At 66.6% G+C, this 18,056-nt stretch carries 14 protein-coding genes and 2 pseudogenes; 12 read left to right on the top strand and 4 right to left on the bottom strand.

The annotated features are described in order from the left end of the window. Window positions 1-32 precede the first annotated feature (32 nt). The 3 genes from AB0411_RS16115 to AB0411_RS16105 form a co-directional block, all read right to left on the bottom strand. Entirely contained in the window at window positions 33-1,571 is a 1,539-nt protein-coding gene (locus AB0411_RS16115; protein WP_437042396.1) for an NAD(P)-binding domain-containing protein, read from the bottom strand. Window positions 1,572-1,827: 256 nt separating this feature from the next. After that, complete coding sequence (locus tag AB0411_RS16110) at window positions 1,828-3,666, bottom strand: carbamoyltransferase family protein (protein WP_366417917.1); 1,839 nt, start codon at window positions 3,664-3,666, stop codon at window positions 1,828-1,830. 487 nt (window positions 3,667-4,153) lie between these two features. After that, window positions 4,154-5,074, bottom strand: coding sequence for a ParB/RepB/Spo0J family partition protein (locus AB0411_RS16105; RefSeq protein ID WP_366417916.1), 921 nt, complete (start codon window positions 5,072-5,074; stop codon window positions 4,154-4,156). A 788-nt stretch (window positions 5,075-5,862) separates the two neighbouring features. On the opposite strand from AB0411_RS16105, the pseudogene AB0411_RS16100 reads away from it, so the two are divergent. The 11 genes and pseudogenes from AB0411_RS16100 to AB0411_RS16050 form a co-directional block, all read left to right on the top strand. Next, window positions 5,863-6,012, top strand: a pseudogene (locus AB0411_RS16100) (AsnC family transcriptional regulator); the annotation flags it as partial. A gap of 3 nt (window positions 6,013-6,015) precedes the next feature. Further along, window positions 6,016-6,369, top strand: a complete 354-nt coding sequence (locus AB0411_RS16095; protein WP_366418233.1) for an Lrp/AsnC family transcriptional regulator — start codon at window positions 6,016-6,018, stop codon at window positions 6,367-6,369. Between the two features lie 310 nt (window positions 6,370-6,679). Beyond that, entirely contained in the window at window positions 6,680-7,627 is a 948-nt protein-coding gene (locus AB0411_RS16090; protein WP_366417915.1) for a chlorinating enzyme, read from the top strand. An 11-nt stretch (window positions 7,628-7,638) separates the two neighbouring features. Then, a complete protein-coding gene (locus AB0411_RS16085; protein WP_366417914.1) occupies window positions 7,639-7,905 on the top strand; it encodes a phosphopantetheine-binding protein in 267 nt (88 codons plus the stop codon). Between the two features lie 7 nt (window positions 7,906-7,912). Continuing rightward, window positions 7,913-8,683 carry a thioesterase II family protein gene (locus AB0411_RS16080; protein ID WP_366417913.1) on the top strand — a complete coding sequence of 257 codons (771 nt, stop codon included), beginning with the start codon at window positions 7,913-7,915 and terminating at the stop codon, window positions 8,681-8,683. Then, entirely contained in the window at window positions 8,664-10,253 is a 1,590-nt protein-coding gene (locus AB0411_RS16075) for an amino acid adenylation domain-containing protein (RefSeq protein ID WP_366417912.1), read from the top strand. The genes AB0411_RS16080 and AB0411_RS16075 overlap by 20 nt, the downstream gene beginning before the upstream one ends. Beyond that, entirely contained in the window at window positions 10,250-10,723 is a 474-nt protein-coding gene (locus AB0411_RS16070; protein WP_366417911.1) for a YbaK/EbsC family protein, read from the top strand. The genes AB0411_RS16075 and AB0411_RS16070 overlap by 4 nt, the downstream gene beginning before the upstream one ends. Beyond that, window positions 10,720-11,871 (top strand): acyl-CoA dehydrogenase family protein, encoded by a 1,152-nt coding sequence (locus AB0411_RS16065; protein WP_366417910.1) that lies wholly within the window; start codon window positions 10,720-10,722, stop codon window positions 11,869-11,871. The genes AB0411_RS16070 and AB0411_RS16065 overlap by 4 nt, the downstream gene beginning before the upstream one ends. A gap of 829 nt (window positions 11,872-12,700) precedes the next feature. Continuing rightward, the gene (locus tag AB0411_RS16060) at window positions 12,701-13,942 is read left to right on the top strand and encodes a serine hydrolase domain-containing protein (RefSeq protein WP_366417909.1); all 1,242 of its coding nucleotides are present in this window, start codon (window positions 12,701-12,703) and stop codon (window positions 13,940-13,942) included. A gap of 15 nt (window positions 13,943-13,957) precedes the next feature. After that, a pseudogene (locus tag AB0411_RS16055) lies at window positions 13,958-14,830 on the top strand (GTP-binding protein); the annotation flags it as partial. A gap of 399 nt (window positions 14,831-15,229) precedes the next feature. Further along, a complete protein-coding gene (locus AB0411_RS16050) occupies window positions 15,230-16,396 on the top strand; it encodes a ferritin-like domain-containing protein (protein WP_366417908.1) in 1,167 nt (388 codons plus the stop codon). Between the two features lie 118 nt (window positions 16,397-16,514). Here AB0411_RS16050 and AB0411_RS16045 read toward each other — a convergent pair whose 3' ends face one another. Continuing rightward, window positions 16,515-17,039 carry a MarR family winged helix-turn-helix transcriptional regulator gene (locus AB0411_RS16045; RefSeq protein WP_366417907.1) on the bottom strand — a complete coding sequence of 175 codons (525 nt, stop codon included), beginning with the start codon at window positions 17,037-17,039 and terminating at the stop codon, window positions 16,515-16,517. A gap of 414 nt (window positions 17,040-17,453) precedes the next feature. On the opposite strand from AB0411_RS16045, the gene AB0411_RS16040 reads away from it, so the two are divergent. Further along, window positions 17,454-18,017: a nitroreductase family deazaflavin-dependent oxidoreductase gene (locus tag AB0411_RS16040; RefSeq protein ID WP_366417906.1), complete on the top strand. Its 564-nt coding sequence runs from the start codon at window positions 17,454-17,456 to the stop codon at window positions 18,015-18,017. Window positions 18,018-18,056 lie beyond the last annotated feature (39 nt).

The raw sequence follows: 18,056 nt of genomic DNA, 5'->3' as shown, positions 1-18,056 counted from the left end.
GTCGGTGGTCGCGGTCGTCGTCATGCAGACCCTCATCGCGTGGCATGCTCGGCCACCGAACTCTTGAGGAAGTCTTCGAGCGGAACGACATGAGCGTCGGGCCTGCGCCAGTCGTTCTCGAGATCGCTCGCGAGGTGGCAGGTGGCGACGAGATCGCCCGCACGGTAGTGGCGGATCACCGGGTGGAAGTCAGCCCCCTCGCTCGCATGGAGGATGGTGCCGTCGAACGGCACCTTGTTCTCCGGTGTCGGGCCGTACTCCAGCGTCACCGCGAAAACGTCATCCGTGTCGGCGAATCCCCGGGTGCCCAGTTGGCGGACGGGTACCTCCTCGTAGTAGCGGGCCGGGCCCGAGCCCGTAACGACCAAGACGTCGGCGAGGATTCCGAACTGCTGCCACAGGCCGGAGGATCGGTTGATCCTGTCGAGAATGGCAGCGGCCAGGTCTTCCGTGCGTGGCACGACTTCTTGTTGGGGCCACGGCACGCCGTGATGACGCTCCTGGAGGGTCCGGTGCAAGGCCCGTACGCCGTACCGGAATCCGTGGATGAAACCGTTGGTGGAATTGCGGTAGTCGAGCTGCTGCGTCAGCGTTCCGGCGAAATACAGTCCTTCCACGTTGGCCGATTCGTAGGCTCCGGTCAGCTCCGGGAAGCGGTCATTGATCGCGAGAGCCGGGCGGCAGCTTTCATCGAAGGGCCCTGCGTCGAAGCGGAATCCGGTGCAGGCGATCACGCGGTCGTACGCGATGGGGCGAACACCACGGGTGAACCGGAAGTCCACCTCGTAACCCGCCTCCGTCTTTGCGATCCGTTCGATTCCTACGTTGAGCACCGCGTTCTGGGCCTTGAGCAGGTAGGTGTCCAGGAAGTTGTTGTTGACCGCACGGAGGTGCCCGACGAAATGGCTGTGCCAGGCCAGCCTGAGGGGATTCGGTCCCGCGACGTGGATGACCGCCGCGGACGCGATCAGGTTGTCGGCCGTCTCCAGAGCCGCATTTCCCTTGCCGATGATCAGGACGCGCTGGTCGGTGAAGTCGTCGGGATCGACCGACACCGTCGCGTACTGGTCGGCGAGTTCGATCCCGGGGATGTCGGGTACGTTCGGAAGGCTCACCCCGGTCGCCACGATCACCCGTTGCGCCAAGTAGGTGTCACCGTGGTCGTCGGTTACGGAGAACCCGTCCTGGTCGCGGGAGACGCGCGTGACCCGACGGCCGGACTTCAGTCGAAGCCGGAGCTTGGTCGCAAAGTCGGCCAGGTAGCGCACGAAGTCGTCCGCCTGCGGGAAGTAGCTTTCGCTGTATCGCGTGAACAGCAGGTCGGGGTCATCGCTGAGCAAGGAGTTCCAGTCCACCCGGAGGTTGAACTCCGGGTCGGAACTTCCGCTGTACCGCTTGTTGTTGGAGATCATCTGCCGGTGCCGGGGGTACCTGCTGAAGAACCCGCCGGGTGCCGACCCCTCATCGAGTACCAAGTACTCCTGCCCGCCACGCTGCAGGTGATGAGCCATCTGGAGCCCGGCGGGGCCGGCGCCTATTACGAGGTATTCGGTCGTGAGATGTCCCGTGATCTCTTCTCCGAACCATCAGAGCATTCACCGGGGAATGCAGTAGTGGATAGCTTCGTGCTCTTCCGTCCGCATGAACGGGTCAGTGGTGCCGCACGCGAATAAGATAACTTTGCGCATCGGGCCGAAATTCACGACGCAGTGGATCCTGCAGCATTCGGTACAGGAGTCCGACCGGCGTCAGCACGAGGAAGTAGAAAAGGAACAGGATGCCTCTGCGCATATGCGCACCCCCAGGCCTCAGTGATGTTCGCTGCCGTCAGTCGAGAGGAATTTCGGTACGCCAGTCGCCGTTCTCGTGCCAGGCCGGCTGTTCCTCCTTGCGCAGGAGGAACCCACCGATCGCGAGCATGTCGATGTCGGTGCGCATGAAGCAGGTGACGGCGTCGGCCGGCGTGTTCACGATCGGTTCGCCCCGGACGTTGAAGGACGTGTTGACCAGCACCGGGCATCCGGTGCGTTCTTTGAAGGCGGACAGCAGGCGGTGGTAGGCGGGGTTGTCCTCCTCGGCCACCGTCTGGACTCGTGCCGACATGTCGACGTGCGTGACGGCCGGCAGGACAGAGCGCTGGATGCGGAGCAGGTCGAGGCCGGTGGTTTGCGCGGCCGACGGACTGCTGGCCACCTGCTTGCTGTGCTCGATGTCCGCCACCAACAGCATGTAGGGGCTGTCCTGTGTGAGCCGGAAGTAGTCTCGGGCATCCGACGCCAGGACCGAGGGGGCGAACGGACGAAACGATTCACGAAACTTGATCTTGAGGTTCATCTTGGTCTGCATGTCCGGGTCCCGCGGATCGCCCAGGATCGACCGGTTGCCCAGGGCCCGCGGCCCGAACTCCATGCGCCCCTGGAACCACCCGACGACCTTTCCGCCATCGAGCGCGGCGACGACTTCCTGGACCAGTGCGTCAGGCTCCGGCCGGGAGTACCGAAGCTCCTTCGCGTCGAGGTAGCCGCGGATCTCCTCGTCCTCATATTCGGGCCCGAGCCGGGCACCGGACATCCCGTCGTGTCCCGAACCGAGGTGGGCCCGGGAGGCCCCATGTCCCATCGCGGCTGACAGGGCTGCGCCGAGCGCACCGCCCGCGTCGCCCGCGGCCGGCTGCACCCAGATCTCGTCGAACACCTTCTCTTCGGCGAGCTTCCCGTTGGCGACGCAGTTCAGGGCAACGCCACCCGCGAGGCACAGCCGACGCTCCCCGGTCAGCCTGCGCACCGTCCGAGCCAGCCGGCCGACGACCTCTTCCGTGACCTGCTGGATCGAAGCCGCCAGGTCGAACTCCCGCTCCGTGAGCGGTCCTTCGGGGCCGCGCCGGGGGCCGTGAAAGAGCTCTTCGAAACGGCGGCCGGTCATCACCTGGCCGTGCAGGTACGCGAAGTACCGCATGTTCAGCCGGAAGGATCCGTCCGGCTTGATGTCGATGAGTTCCTTCCGGATCACGTCGGCGAAGCGCGGCTTGCCGTACGGCGCCAGACCCATCAGCTTGTACTCGCCCGAGTCCACCTTGAACCCACAGAAGTAGGTGAAGGCGGAGTACAGCAGACCCAGCGAGTGCGGGAAGCGTATCTCGGCGAGCTGTCGCAGTTTGCGGTCCCTCCCGTGCCACAGCGTCGTGGTCGCCCACTCCCCTACCCCGTCGACACACAGGACCGCAGCGGAGTCGTACGGACTGGGGAAGAACGCCGACGCGGCATGCGACTCGTGATGCCGGTGGCAGGAGAGGGCGGGAACCGGGCCGAGGCCTAGCCCCGCAAGCTCTTGCCGCACCTTGTCATCCGCCCGCCGTTTCCAGGAGAGCCAGTCCGGCAGCGCCTCTGAGAAGGCAGCGAAGCCATACGGAACGGCCGTGGCGAACGTCGCCAGAACCCGGCGGAACTTCAGCCGCGGGTTCTCGTAATAGGCGACCGTCGAAACATCGCCGAGCTTCGCCCCGCTCTCCTGGAGGCAGTACTTCACGGCCTGAGCAGGAAACGACGGGTCGTGCCGACGCCGGCTGAATCGCTCCTCCTGAGCGGCCGCGATGACTTTCCCGTCCTCGACCAGAGCCGCTGCACTGTCGTGGTAGTAGGAGGAAATACCGAGTGCCAAGTGGGGCATCTGACCGATTCCTTTACATGCGGCGAGATGGTGGCCGAGGTACTTCAATACAGCGGATACATCGTGGCGTCGCCGCCGTCCTTCTTCTTCTTGCGCATCGACAGCCTCTTCAGAAGGCTGCCGATGATCGGAATCTTATGGAGGACCTTTGGCATGACCAGCCTTCCCATGCGTTTGCTGAGGAGCCCGCTTCGGTGGTCGAGTCACCAAGCTGGGAATATACGAGTGGTGCGGTCATTTACCGCACTACGCGTATCTCGAAGGCGTCAGAACCAGTTCAACGGGATCTGTAATGCCTGATCATTTGCTGCACACGGACGCTACTCAGAGCGGTTTGGGCTCGTCAAGCATCGTCCGTCGTAGGCATTTGTGGTTCGCATGACGATGCATCACGGGATTTGCCCGCTCCGCAGCGATGCGTCATCTTCCGGAGGCGACCGGTTGCCGGCATGTGGCTGCCGCCGTTCTCCCGGCCGCCTTCACGGATTCATACCGCGCGATGGACCATCGCAGCACCTTGTTGCTCGGCTCTGTCGGCGAAGTGAAGCCATGCCTTGGCGCACTCCCTCGCCAAGTCGGCAACCGAGTCGGCCTGGTGCGGCGGCACGTTGGCGATCAAGCGGTCCCACTCTCGCTCGCGGACGAAGTGGAGCTCGAGCAGCCTGAGCAGGAAGCGGCCCGTCTCGGTCAACCGGAAGGAGGGGTCTTGACGCAAGGTCTGATACCTCGCCAGGTAATCCCCCACCGTGACGCCACGCTGGCGGGCGGGATGCGAGGACGACACGGGCCGACCGGGAAGCTCGGCCGAACTACTGTTGGCCGCCCCGCAACCATCAGCAGCGACCGTCGCGCTGGACCTGCGCTTCCGCTCCGGCAGCCGCCTGACCCGGCCATCACGACCGACCCTGGCCATGGTCTGAGGAATTTCCTCACTTGACCGCGCTCGCACCGCACCAACCGTCTTGGGCGACAGGCCGACGACGGCGGCAATCCTGCGGTCCGACCACTCCGCGTGGGTCCGCACGACCCGTGCGGCCGCGGCCGTGCGCTCAGCGAGAGTCAGCGGCAGACCGTGCGCGACGTTCGCCTGAACCGCCTCCACGAACGCCTCGTCCTCGTCTCCGTCGAAGAACCGGACCTCGATCTGTTGGCGCCCCAGGAATTCGGTCGCCATGAGCCGGTGGAGTCCGTCGATCACCCGCATGGTGTGACGGTGCACCAGAATCGGCGGGAGACTGTCCACGGATTCGGCCAACGCCCGGGCATGGTCGGCGTTTATCCCGCCCTGCCTCAGTGAGTTGCCGATTTTTAACGAGCTCACCGGCACGGACTGCACATTCTCCTGTACGCCGTCCTGTGCCGATGAAGCTGAATCTCTGTCGCATGCGTCGTGATTCCAGCGGTCCAAGAGTCCCCCTTCATCAACGGTCCGTGCCGGCCGCTCACGCTCCGTGCTGCCGGACGGAGCACATCGGATGCTTCCTGACCTGCAAAGCCGTGCGCGTCAGGTCCCACTGGCATGCACGGTCATGGTTCGAAACTAACCAATCACCCGACGACCGCGAGTCATTCGCCGACCATCAGTTGATCTACGACAAGTAAAGAACCGACCTTCGCGTAGGTAAATGCACACTCTCACCGTGCCCGGTCGACGACACGTGAGGCTGAAGATTTGCTGGCTATATCGGACGCATGGGTCGAATACAGGTGATGGGAGAAGGGGTTACCGGCTCGGTGATCACGAGGTGGGTGGGGACGACAATCGGGTTCGGCAAAACGCACGACAGCAGCCGTCGGCATTCTCCACGTGCCGATCCCTTCTTGGCCGCGGTTGCGGCTGGCACGCGAGGGGTCAACCGGGTACGAGCTCCTGCAACATACGGGCCACCCAGCACCTCGGCCACTGCCGTGGCACGGCATTTCGCGACGGTCGATATTCGCCGTCACTGGTTCGGTGCGCGACCCCGTACGACGGGCTCCGCCGAACATTTGCATGCGGGCGCCGTCCGCTCGCGGCGAGACCTCTCGCTCCACCTTCCGCAGGCCCGCCACGCTCCACCTGCATGGGGCCGCCGAATCCACTGGCACGGCGCCCCGGCGAGAACGCAGTTGCCCGAAGAGTGGCGGTGACTCAGGATCAAGGACACGGCGCCGGCGTACGACCCGAGCACGAGGCCGGCCCATCGGGCGACTGCGATGGAGAGTGCCTTGGAATTGGACGATCTCGATCACGCACTTCTTCGGGCCCTGCAGTTGGACGCCCGACGCACCAACCGGGATCTCGCCGCGGCCGTCGGGGTGGCCCCCTCGACATCACTTCAACGGCTCCGGGCTCTGCGGCGCAGAGGCGTGATTCGCCGATTCACCGCCGAGCTCGATCTGACCGCGCTGGGCCGCCCCGTCCAGGCGCTCGTGGCGGTCCACGTGTACCCACCCTCCCGCGCCGTCCTTCAGCCGTTCCGGGACTGGGTGCACACCGTCCCCGAAGTCATGGGGATCTTCATCACCACCGGCAGCGACGACTTCCTGCTCCATGTGGCGGTGTCGAGCACCGACGAGCTCTACTCGTTCGTCGCCGACCGTCTGACCCGGCACAAAGAGGTGATGGAGGTGCGGACCCACATCATTTACGAGCACCTCACCAGGAGAGCCATCGAGGCCACACGGCCGGTCACCCCTCCCCGTAACAGCGGACCGTCGTAAGGCACGGAATACCAACCACGCACGGGTACCTGCACGCTCCGGTCAGCACCGGAGGCGCTTGACGGAAAGCCGGAGCCGCTGTTCCATTGAGATCGTTTCCCGCTGAGATCTCCATAGGGGAAACCTCTGTCTTCGCCTAAACGGTGGCCCTGAAAGGGCTGCGGAGCGTTCTGGCGCTGCGTCGCACTCTCCCCCACTCCTCCCCCCTCTCCCTCACCCCTCACCCCTCTTTCCCCGGCATCTTCTATGCCCTGTCGTGCCCTCCCAAGGGCCCACGTGTGGGCAGCAGGTGCAGAAAAGAAGGAGACACATGACTCAGCAGTCCGTCGATTTCGCCCTCGACTCCACGGAAATCGAGCAGTTTCACCGCAACGGGTACATCGGTCCGTTCGACCTCTACGACCAGGGCGAAATGGAACAGAACCTGCAGCGGCTCAGGCCCAAGCTGATTAACACCAAGACCTCCGTCTACAGCCAGAAGCAGGCCGTCTCAGGCAGCACCAACCTGGCCAACTACGACCGGCACCTGGACGTCGACTTCCTCGCCGAGCACATCACCAGGCCGGAGATCGTCGACCGGGTCTCGAGCCTGCTCGGCCCGGACGTGCTCTGCTGGCGCACCGAGTTCTTCCCCAAGTACCCGGGGGACGAGGGGACGGACTGGCACCAGGCGGACAACTTCTCGAACGTGGCCGGCTCCAAGCATCCACAGATCGTGTGGCCGGAGGACTCGGAATTCGGCGGCACCATCACGGTGTGGACGGCCTTCACCGAGGCCAGTGTCGAAACCGGATGCCTGCAATTCGTGCCCGGGTCACACAGGACGATGCACTATGACGAGTCCAAGGTCATGACGTACGACCCGGATTCCATCAACAAGGTCGAGAAGGACGGGATCAGGCGGGGCTTCTTCGGATACGACTACCGACAGCTGCAGAAGGACCCCAATTGGTCCCCTGACGAATCCAAGGCCGTTCCCCAAGTCATGCGGCAAGGGCAGTTCATCATCTTCTGGTCGACGCTGATGCATGCCTCCCACCCGCACAGCGGCCTGACCGACCGTATGCGCCTTGGTTTCGCGGCCCGCTACCTGCCCACGCAGGTGCAGGTGTATCCGCATTCCGATGCGCTGCAGGAGTTCGGCGGCGCGGCCAGTCTCGACAAGTACGGCACCGTCATGGTCTCCGGCAAGGACAGGTACCGGCACAACACGTTCGTGGAACACACGGTCAACGGATTCCGCTTCCCGGTCCGTTAGGAGGAGAGCCCATGTCTGAGATCGCGAACGACCAGCGGGTGGAGACCTGGCTGATCGGTGTGTGCCAGGAACTCGGGCTGAAGGTGACCACGGCCGAGGACGACTTCTTCGCGGCCGGAGGCACTTCACTGAGCGCGGTGAAGCTGATCGACCGGGTCGAGGAGGTCTTCGGGGAAGACGCACTGCCGCCCGACGACCTGTTTGCCGAGAGCAGCATCCGCGCCGTCGCCTCGGTCATCCAACGCAACCAGTCCCGGCCGGCGCCGGCCGGCTCGTAGGCCCGCTGTGCAGTCTGACCACGACCGCTGGATCCTGAGGTGCAAGCAGGCGTCCCGCTCCCCGAGCATCACGCTGATCTGCTTCCCGTACGCGGGTGGCAGCCCGGAGGTGTTCCGGAGTTGGGCGGAGGGCCTGCACGACAGCGTCGAGGTGATCGCCGTGAGACTGCCCGGGCGCGGGCCCCGTATCAAGGAAGTGGTCTACGCAAGTTGGGGCCCCCTGCTCACGGACATCATCGCTGTGTTGTCTCCCTACCTTGAGCGCCCTCATGCCCTGTACGGTCACAGCTTCGGCGGCCGGCTGGCGTACGAAGTGGCTCACCACGCCGGCGCCGAACACCCCGGCCGGACACGACGCCTCTTCGTCTCCGGATGCCGCAGCCCAGAAGCTCCGCAGGCTCGTCCTTATATGCATGATCTGCCGGACGACGTCTTCCGTGACGTATTGCTGCACATGGGGGGCACCCCTCCCGAGCTGCTCAACGACGACAGGCTCATGCGGCTGCTCCTGCCCGCAATACGGAGCGAGATCAGGCTCGCCGAGCTGTGGGGCGACCGGCACGGCACCGGGGTGGACGTACCCATCACGGCGATGTACGGACGTGCGGACCCGATCGACGACGAGCTGAGCATGGACGGCTGGCGAGGGTTCAGCCGCCGCGGCTTCGAGCTGATCGAGCTGGCGGGTGGGCACTTCTTCCCTCTCACGCATCGCCCGCAGCTGCTCGACACCCTCAACTCACGACTGGGAGCGTCCGGTGGACCAGCTGAGCTGTGATGAGAAGGCGCTCTCACTTCATCGCAAGATCAATCGAACGACCGAGCCGTATCCGAGCGACAGGAGTCTCAAAGACCTCTTCGAACACTGCGCCGCACGCCATGCCGACGCCGTAGCCCTCATTCACCGCGACCGGCAGCTCACCTACCGGTCGTTGAACCGGCTCGCCAACGCGATGGCCGCACGTTTGCTCGCGGAAGGTGCCAGCCCCCGTGACACCATCGGCGTGTGCATCGGTCGCTCCCCGGAGTTGATCGCCGCGCTCCTGGCGGTGCTGAAGTGCGGGGCCGCTTATCTGCCCGTCGACGCCTCCTGGCCCCACGAACGGCTGAGCGCCGTCTTCCGTGATGCCGGATGTCGGCTGATCATCACTGACCAGGCCGGGCAGCTCGCACGCCGGTTCCCGGGCCGGCAGGTCGTTCCGACGGACATCGGGGAGACAAGCTCCACCGGCATCCACGGCAACCCCGCTACGCACCCCGGCCCGGACGACCTCGCCTACATCAACTTCACATCGGGTACGACCGGTCGCCCCAAAGGCGTGCCGATCCGCCACCGCAGTGTCGCCCGCCTGGTCTTCGGCGCCCGCTACGCCCGACTGGACGAGCACAGCGTGGTGCTGCACGCGGCTCCCATCTCCTTCGACGCAGCGACCTTCGAGATCTGGGGACCGCTGCTGCACGGAGGTACCTGCGTGCTCTACCCCTCCCCCTTCGTACGTCTTTCCGAGCTGCGGAGGGTCCTGGCCGAGCACGACGTCACGACGGTCTTCCTGACCACGGCTTTGTTCAACACCGTGGTCGACGAGGCCCCGGACACGCTGTCCCCTGTCCGGACCATCCTCACCGGCGGGGAAGCGCACTCCGTGACCCATATCGCCAAGGCACTGGAGCATTACGGTACCGACCGGCTCGTCAGCGTCTACGGCCCTACGGAGTGCACCACCTTCGCCACTTTCTACCCGGTGCGTGAGCTGCCTCCGGCCGGTTCGGCATTGCCCATTGGACTGCCCATTCAGAACACCCGCTTGTACGTCGTCGACAACGGGCGGCTGTGCGCGCCCGGTGAGGTCGGCGAAGTGTGGCTGGCCGGCCCCGGCCTCTCCCCCGGATATCTCGGCCAACCCGAATCGGTGCGGGACCGGTTCCTCGTGTGCGACATCGACGGCACTCGCGAGCGGCTCTACCGTACGGGCGACCGTGGTCATCTGCTGGAAAACGGCAATGTGGTTTTCCAAGGACGGCTCGACCACCAGGTGAAGGTCAACGGCTTCCGCATCGAGCTCGGCGAAATCTCCCACCACCTCGACCAGGATCCGACCGTCAAGCAGAGTTATGTCGCGGTGACTGAGACCGCGGCCGGCGGAAGGATCCTGGTGGCATTCGTCGTGCCGGCAACGGCACATTGCACGCCTTCGGCGATCCGTGAAACGCTCACCTCACGGCTGCCCGAGTACATGATTCCTTCCGCCGTGCACGTGTGCAGGTCGCTGCCTCTCACGGAAACCGGCAAGGTCGATCGCGCCGCCCTTTTGACCCTTCATCACCCTCCCGGAGCGTCATCGCCATGAGCCTGAGCAAGCGAGCCCGTCAGTACCAGGAGTGGCTCCACCAGCACGGCCTCGACCTGACCGTCGTCGAACTCCCGGAGTCGACGCACACGGCCGACGACGCGGCGCGGGCGCTGCAGTGCGAGAAGGCCCAGATCGTCAAGTCGCTGGTGTTCCGTGCCGTGGCCACGGAGGAGCCGGTACTCGTCCTGGCCAGCGGTCCCAACAGGGTCAACGAGAAGGCCGTGGCCGCGGCGCTGGGAACCGACATCGCCAAAGCCGACGCCGACTTCGTCAAGACCGTGACCGGCTACACCATCGGCGGGGTGCCGCCGATGGGGCACAAGGAGGAACTCGCACTCTTCGTCGACGAAGACCTCCTGCGATTCGGGGAAACGTGGGCCGCGGCCGGCACACCGCGCGCCGTCTTCAGGATCCCGATGAAGATCACCGACATCCTGCCGCCGCATACCGTGATCTCGGTCAAGTGAGGACCAACCGGCCCGGACCCGGCCCCGACGCCTATCTCGCCGCTGACCACGCCGGGTTCCGCAAACATGTCCGGGGCCTACTGGATGACGTGGTGTCCCCGCACGCCGATGAGTGGGAGAGCGCTCACCGCATTCCGCGGGACGGCTGGCTGGCACTGGGCGAATCGGGCCTGCTGTCGCTGGAACACAACGGCACCGACTTCCTGCGCAGCGCCATATTCCTGGAGGAACTCGGAAGGCTCGGATACGGCGGAATACGCGCCTCCGTCGCAGTCCACGCCTATATGGCGGTGTCCTACCTACACTTGTTCGGCACCCAGGAACAGCAGGAAAGATACCTGCCTGCAGCACGCCATGGACGACTGATCGCAGCCCTCGCTCTCACCGAGGACACTGCGGGTTCCGACCTACGCCGACTGAGCACCCGTGCGACCCCCGTGGCCGGCGGCTACCACCTCACCGGCGAAAAACTGTACGTCGCCAACGGCTCCCAGGCCGACTTCATCATCACGCTGGCCACGACCCGCGAAATGCAGGACAACGGGGGCTTGGCAGGAGCGAGCCTGCTGGCGGTCGACGCGCATGCTTCCGGCGTCAGCAGCACACCAGAGCCGATGCTGGGGTGGCACAGCGCAGACATCTGCCGGGTGCGGTTCACGGATGTCGCGGTGCCCGCGAAGCAGCTCGTGGGCCGACGTGACAAGGCCCTGCTGCATCTCGTCCGCGCTCTGGACTTCGAACGGCTGGTGGCCGGGCTGCTCGCTGTCGGTGGAGTCCACCACTGCCTCGATCTGCTCAAGAACTTCGTACGCGAACACCAGGTCAAGGGTGCGCCCCTTGGCACGTATCAGGCCGTGCGCCACCGGATTGCGGACCTGGAAAGCTCCTACGACCTGGTCCGCCACTACGGCTACCGCGCTGCCTGGCTGCACTCACAAGGAAGGCTCGACACTCACACCGCTTCCGTCCTCAAACTCCGGGCAACCGAACTGGCCGTGACGGCCGCTCAGGCGTGTCTGCAGTTCCACGGCGCACGAGGGTACGCGGCTGGCGCGGCAGCGGCCCGGCTGTACCGTGACGCCATGGCCGGCCCCATCGCCGCGGGAGCAAGCGAGCTGCTACGCGACCTGGTGTACGAGACGTCGTGAAGCTAACCCGTAGAGCTGGAAACCCTCCGCATCTGACACGCGATCGCCTGGGAAACACGCTTCGCGACGTTGATCGAAAGCCTGGAGGGCGCCGAACGCGAAGTCGCTGGCGACCAGTTGCGAGCCCTGCTTCGCGAACGCCCAACAGGCAGGGGTGTACCGCCCGCCCCACGCGGTGTCACGGCGGGCGGCAACATCCATATTCGATCCGACCGAGGTTCGATCGCCGCAGGGATTCTGAACGGAGACGCGAACGTCAGCCCCCCTTCCCACCCGGTTCCGACCCAGGGCTGAACGGAACGGGAACTGGCGGCCCACCCTCGCCGCAAGACGCTGCCAAGGAGCCGAGCTCCGGCGGCTTCATGTCGCGGAAGTCTGATCTCCGGCTTGCCACGGTCCAGGCGAAGAACGGCAGTATTGCCATCGGTTCCATTCACCAATATGGAGTGGTCACCGGAGAGAGTGATCCCGGCCTCGCCGCTCTCACCACAGCCGACCGGTGGTGGCCGGGTGCACGGTCCGCCACAGCGGCCGAGCGCCGAGCAGGGTCCCAGGGCTCCGGGCTGAGGGCCCAAGGCTGAGAGGATCACTCGAACGGCGCCGACCGGATTGCGCCGGGCGCCGACGCGCGGCAGGGCCCGGGCGCTCCTATGCTGGAGGTTCAGGACCTTGCGGCCCGTGTCCCATGGCACTGCCGTGACCTGCGTCTTCTGTGCAGTCGCGCCGTAGGCGGGCACATGTTCATCCCGCGCTCGTGCTCGCACGGGTGTGCACACACGCTCGCGCTCGGAGTTGCGGAACGTGGCCTCGCATGGTGGGGAGTCACTCCATGACGCATTTCCGAATACGTTTGCGTCGGGCGGCCGCGACGGCGGCCGCGGCAGGTGTGTTCGCACTGCCGATCGCGGGCGTGGCCGGATGCGGTGGCCCCGCCGTGTCGGCGAAACCGACGCCTTCCGCTTCCCCATCGGCGTCCCCGGACGAGGTCCGTGACATCACCCCTGGCGTGACACGGCAACTCGACACCGTCGTCCAGCGGATCATGCGGGAGGCGAACATCCCGGGTGTGACCGTGGGACTGTGGACGCCCGACGGCAACTATGTGCGGTCCTTCGGGCTCGCCGACCAGAGCAACGGCCAGGCCATGTCGCCGGATCTGTACATGCGGATCGGGAGCGTGACCAAGACGTTCACCGTGACGGCGCTGCTGCAGTTGGTCGACCGGCACAAGGTGAACCTGGACGATCCGATCGGGAAGTACGTCGAAGGCGTACCCAACGGAAGCAAGATCACCCTGCGCGAGCTGGCCGGGATGCGCAGCGGCCTGTTCAACTACTCCAAGGACGAGGCGTTCTACGAGGCGTTGACGAACGATCCACACCAGCCGTTCGCCCCGCAGGAGCTGCTCGACTACGCCTTCCAGCACCCTGTGCTGTTCCCGCCGGGAAAGAAGTTCGAGTACTCCAATACCAACCTCATCCTGCTCGGCCTCGTCATCGAGAAGGTCACCGGTCAGCAACTGGACGACTACATCAAGAAGGACGTCCTCGAACCGACCGGCCTGGACCACACGCTCCTGCCGGTCGACGCCACGTTCCCGACCCCGCACGCGCAGGGATACACGACCCAGACCGCGAACGGCGACGTCCAGGACGCGGCCGACTGGAACCCTTCATGGGCCTGGGCGGCCGGCGCGATGATCTCCAATCTGCAGGACCTTCGCGTCTGGGCGCGTACGGTGGCCACGGGCAAACTGCCCGGCGGCGGCGACCTGATCAGTCCCGACCTGCAGAAGCAGCGGATCACCACACCCCCGACCCCCATCCCGGGCATCGGGTACGGCCTCGGCATCTTCAGCGTCCAGGGGTGGATCGGGCACAACGGTTCGCTGCCGGGCTACGAATCCCTGGTGGTCTATCTGCCGTCGGCACGGGCGACCCTCGTCGTCCTGCTGAACACCGACATCGACCATGACAGCCAGGAGCCCACCACGCTTTTCGGCGAGGAGATCACGAAGATCGTCACGCCGGGCCACGTCTTCAACTTGCCCGCGGAGCCCGCGGCCAGGTAGGCAAGCCGGCAAGTCACCGGGACCACTCACGAACGTGGCGAGGTCCAAGACGGCACGACCGTCACCGACTCCGACCCGCAGGAACACGACCGTGGCACCCTCTTCGCCGCGCCCGCCCGGTGTATCCGGGACGAGCACCGGATCAACCTGATCAGCACTCCGCGCCACGTCGGCTTCGTCGACGAGGTCGAGCGTTCGCTGCGCGTGCCGGATGGCTCCATCGCCGTGGTCGACGCGGTCGCGGGCTTCGAGCCGCAGAGCGAGTCGGTACGGCGGCACGCCGACCGGTACGGGGGGGCCGCGGATCGCCTTCGTCAACAAGATGGACCGCGCGGGCACCGACCTCCGACACGACGGTCGAGCCGATCCGGCAGCAGCTCGACCCGGCGCCGCTGGTCGTCCAGATGCCGATCGGCACGGAGGACGGGTTCACCGGTGTCGTGGATCTACCGCGCATACGGTCGCTGGTCCGGGCCGACGCCTGCGACTCGACCGAGGAAGGCCCGGTGCCGAGTGCCTTGCGCGACGCAGCAGCCTGCGGCGCGCCGCAGGCTGCTGGAGGGGGCCGTGTCGGAACTCCGCCCCTTGGCGCTGGAGGAGTTCTGCGCCGAGTCCGGGCTCAGTGCGCGGACCCTGGCCTGCGCCCTGCGCGACCTGCCCCGTACCGGCGACGGCGTGGTGGTGCGGTGCGGCTCGACCTACCACCACCGCGGGATCGAGCCGCTGCTGGACACGGCCGTGGCGTACCTGCCCTCGCCACCGGAGGTGCCCCCGGTGCGCGGCACCCAGGCCGGCACGGCGCAGGAGCGGGCAACGGAACCGGCGGGCCCCCTGGCGGCTCTGGCGTTCAAGGTGAACGCCAGAGCCACGGGCCGGCTCACCTGTCTGCATGACTGGCGACGTTGTCCTGACGAATCCTTCGAAGGGGGCTCGCCAAGCGGAGCGAGGCCTTCCGGCGTCGCGCACCCCGCGGGGTAGCCGTGCGCCCGGGCTGCACACCCTCTCGAACAAGGCCGTTCCGGGCGGGGATTCCTCGGTTCGACCCGGAGCGTGGCATGACGTTCGTGTCCGGCCGGCATGTGCCGACCAGGGCGGGCCGGGTCGGCACATGCCCATTCCCAAGATCAACGAGTTGGTCGGGCCCTGGCTGGTCCAAGAGGGTGGAGGGAGCATGCTGCGGCCTGTGCATCCGGGGAGCGACTGTGATCGCTGCTAGCTTCGCGAGCCTTCAGCGGCCTCACGATGCTTCGGCCTGAGGCTCCGTGAGCAGTATGACGGGAGGCAACGGTGAGTGGCACCAGCGAAGACCCGGACGGGCCGGCGGTCCCCCCTATCAACCGCAGGAGTTTTCTGGCGTCGGCCGCCTTGGCGGCCGGAGCACCGACCGCGGTGACCGGAACGGCGGTCGCAGCCGAGCGGGAAGCCGGAACGGCGACGGCCGGCCTGCCGGTGCGCCGGCCTGGGGCCGAGGTCGGCGGCGGATCGGTGGCGCGTCTGCTTGCCGTGCCGGAGCCCGGTCGTGGCCTCGACTGGCTCAAGGAAGCCCTCCAGGTCGCCGTGGAACTCGAACTCTCCACCATCCCGCCCTACCTGTGCGGCTGGTGGTCGATCATCGACCGGCGTACCGAAGCCGCACGGCTGATCCGTCGCGTCGTCGGTGACGAGATGTACCACCTGGGCGTGGTCTGCAACCTGCTGGTTGCCGTGGGCGGCCGGCCGCGGATCAGGGACGCTGCGCCCGTCTACCCCGGACCGCTGCCCGGCGGGGTGCACCCCGGCCTGAACGTGTACCTGTCGGGCTTGACCAAGTCCCTTGTCCGTGACGTGATGATGGCCATCGAGGCTCCCGAAGGTCCGCTTGCCCAGAGCACCAACCAGGCGCCCAGCGTCGGAGCCTTCTACAGTGGCCTGCTCAAGACATTCCGGGCCACGAAACCCGAGCTGTCACGACGGGGGCAGCTGTCCGAGCACATCGGCTCCGACGTGCTCAAGCCCGTTGGCAGCCTTGAGGACGTCGAGCGATGCATCGAGATCATCAAGGAGCAGGGAGAGGGAACCACCAGCTCACCTGCCGATTCCTTCAGCGACGACCACCCGGCGCACTACTACGCTTTCGGCGAGATCTATCACGGGCGGCGGCTGCGCGAGACCGACGACGGCTGGGAGTTCACCGGCGCACCCGTCCCCTTCCCCGAAGCTCGCCCCATGGCCGGGGTCCCCCGTGGTGGCTGGCCGCACCCTTCTGCCCAGGCACGTCGGTTTCTTGATCATTTCGATACCGCCTACAACGCCGTGCTCAACACCCTCGACCGGGCATGGGACGAAGGCGATCACCACACCTTGCAGCTGGCCGTCCACGCCATGCGCGGGCTGGAGCACCCCGCCATGGAACTGATGGAGATCGACCTTCCCGACCGCACAGGCACCTACGGACCCCAGTTCCGCCGACGGTGAGCACCGGCGGGCCCCGCGGTCCGCGGGGCCCGCCCCGTTTCCGCCCGGCACGACACCCACTCCACCACCACCCACTCCGGCCGCGGCCGACACGCATGCGCCGTGGGAGCGGACAGACTCAGTTACGGCGGTCCGGAAGGGTGTCGGCCCACCCCAGGGGATGCAATTCCGGAGCGTCCACGGGCGGTTCGCCGCCCGCGTCGTTGAATGCGGTGAGCGCTCCGATGAGGGCGGAGCGCTGCTCGGGGGCGAGACGTTCGACGATGGCGCTGATCTCCGCGCGACGGCGGGCGGTGACGTCCTCGACCGTGCGCCGACCCTCGTCGGTGAGCTGGAGCAAGGTCTCACGTCGGTTGTCCGGATTGGCCTGGCGGTTCGCCAAACCGGCAGCGATGAGCCGGTCCACCATCCGCATGGCGGTCGAGGGAGCGACCTGGAGCAGTTCGGCGAGCACGACCAGTTTGGTGGCCCCGCGTGTGGAGAGCACCACCAGCATCCGGAACTGAGGGAGCGTCACCCGCTCCTCGACCTCGCCGAGTGACCGCGCGGACACCGCGACCAGCAGTCTTGACGCCGTGAGGACCGCTCGGGTCACCGCATCCACATCATCTACACCCCTCGTGGGGGCTCCGCTCTCGCCCATCCCCCATTTCTACCGCCCGGCAGCGGCGGTCGTCCCGTCGGGACACCCACAGTGCACGCGACCACCGAGTGCGATGCCGCCGCCCGATCCATGGCATTCCCGGCGGGGTGACGGGCGCGCGCATCCGGCCCCTGCCGCCCCGGCGCACAGAGGCGCCCCCAGGCTGCCTCGCCCGGTCGTTGCGCCGACCCCGAGCGGGCCGCACGTCTCCTCGCCAGGCCGGCCGGCCACGGGCCTGAAGTGCCTGGCCCCGGGCCGTCGCATCGCTCCGTGACGACGCCACGACACTCCGGGGGCTCGTGCCTCTTGCGCCCAGAAGGCTATTTTAGACTATGCAACTGTTGCACTGACGAAATTCCGTTCCCGACGCCTCGCCCACGCACGGGCCGGCGGCCGCCGCTCGGAAGGAAACCCATGGCGCACGACTTCTCAACCCGCGAACGTCCACCGCTGCCCACCGGGTGGCGACGCTTCGCGGCCCGCCTCCCCATCCGTCTCTACCGGGCAGGACTCGGCCCGCTGCTCGGCAAGCGGATGCTGCTCCTCCAGCACACCGGCCGCCTCACCGGACTCCGCCGCCAGGTGGTCCTGGAGGTGGTCGCCCACGAGCGGGACGGCGACAAACTGACCTGGACCATCGCCTCCGGCTTCGGCCCGGCTGCGGCCTGGTACCAGAACCTGCGCCACTCCCCCAGGACCACGATCCAGTGCGGCAACCGCCGCTACGCCACCACGGCCCACTTCCTCCCTCCCGAGGAGGGCGGCGCCATCATGGCCCGTTATGCCCCGGAGCACCCGCGGCTGGCCCGCCGGCTGTGTTCCTTCATGGGGTTCGAGGTGGACGGCAGCGAAGCCGGATACCGCCAGGCAGGGCGGCGCATTCCGTTCGTCCGGCTCGAGGCGACCACCGAACATCACCCCGCAACCGAACCAGCCCCCCGGGGGCGGGCGCGCATCCCCACACCCGGACATCCATAACCCCGCTCCCCCCGCCTCCGCTCGCCAAAAGAACGCCTT

Origin of the sequence: Streptomyces angustmyceticus, from assembly GCF_040701845.1 — a bacterium.
Lineage (GTDB): Bacteria > Actinomycetota > Actinomycetes > Streptomycetales > Streptomycetaceae > Streptomyces > Streptomyces angustmyceticus_A.
Note: the sequence above shows the minus strand (reverse complement) of the source record. Positions and strands in the feature narration are given on the sequence as shown.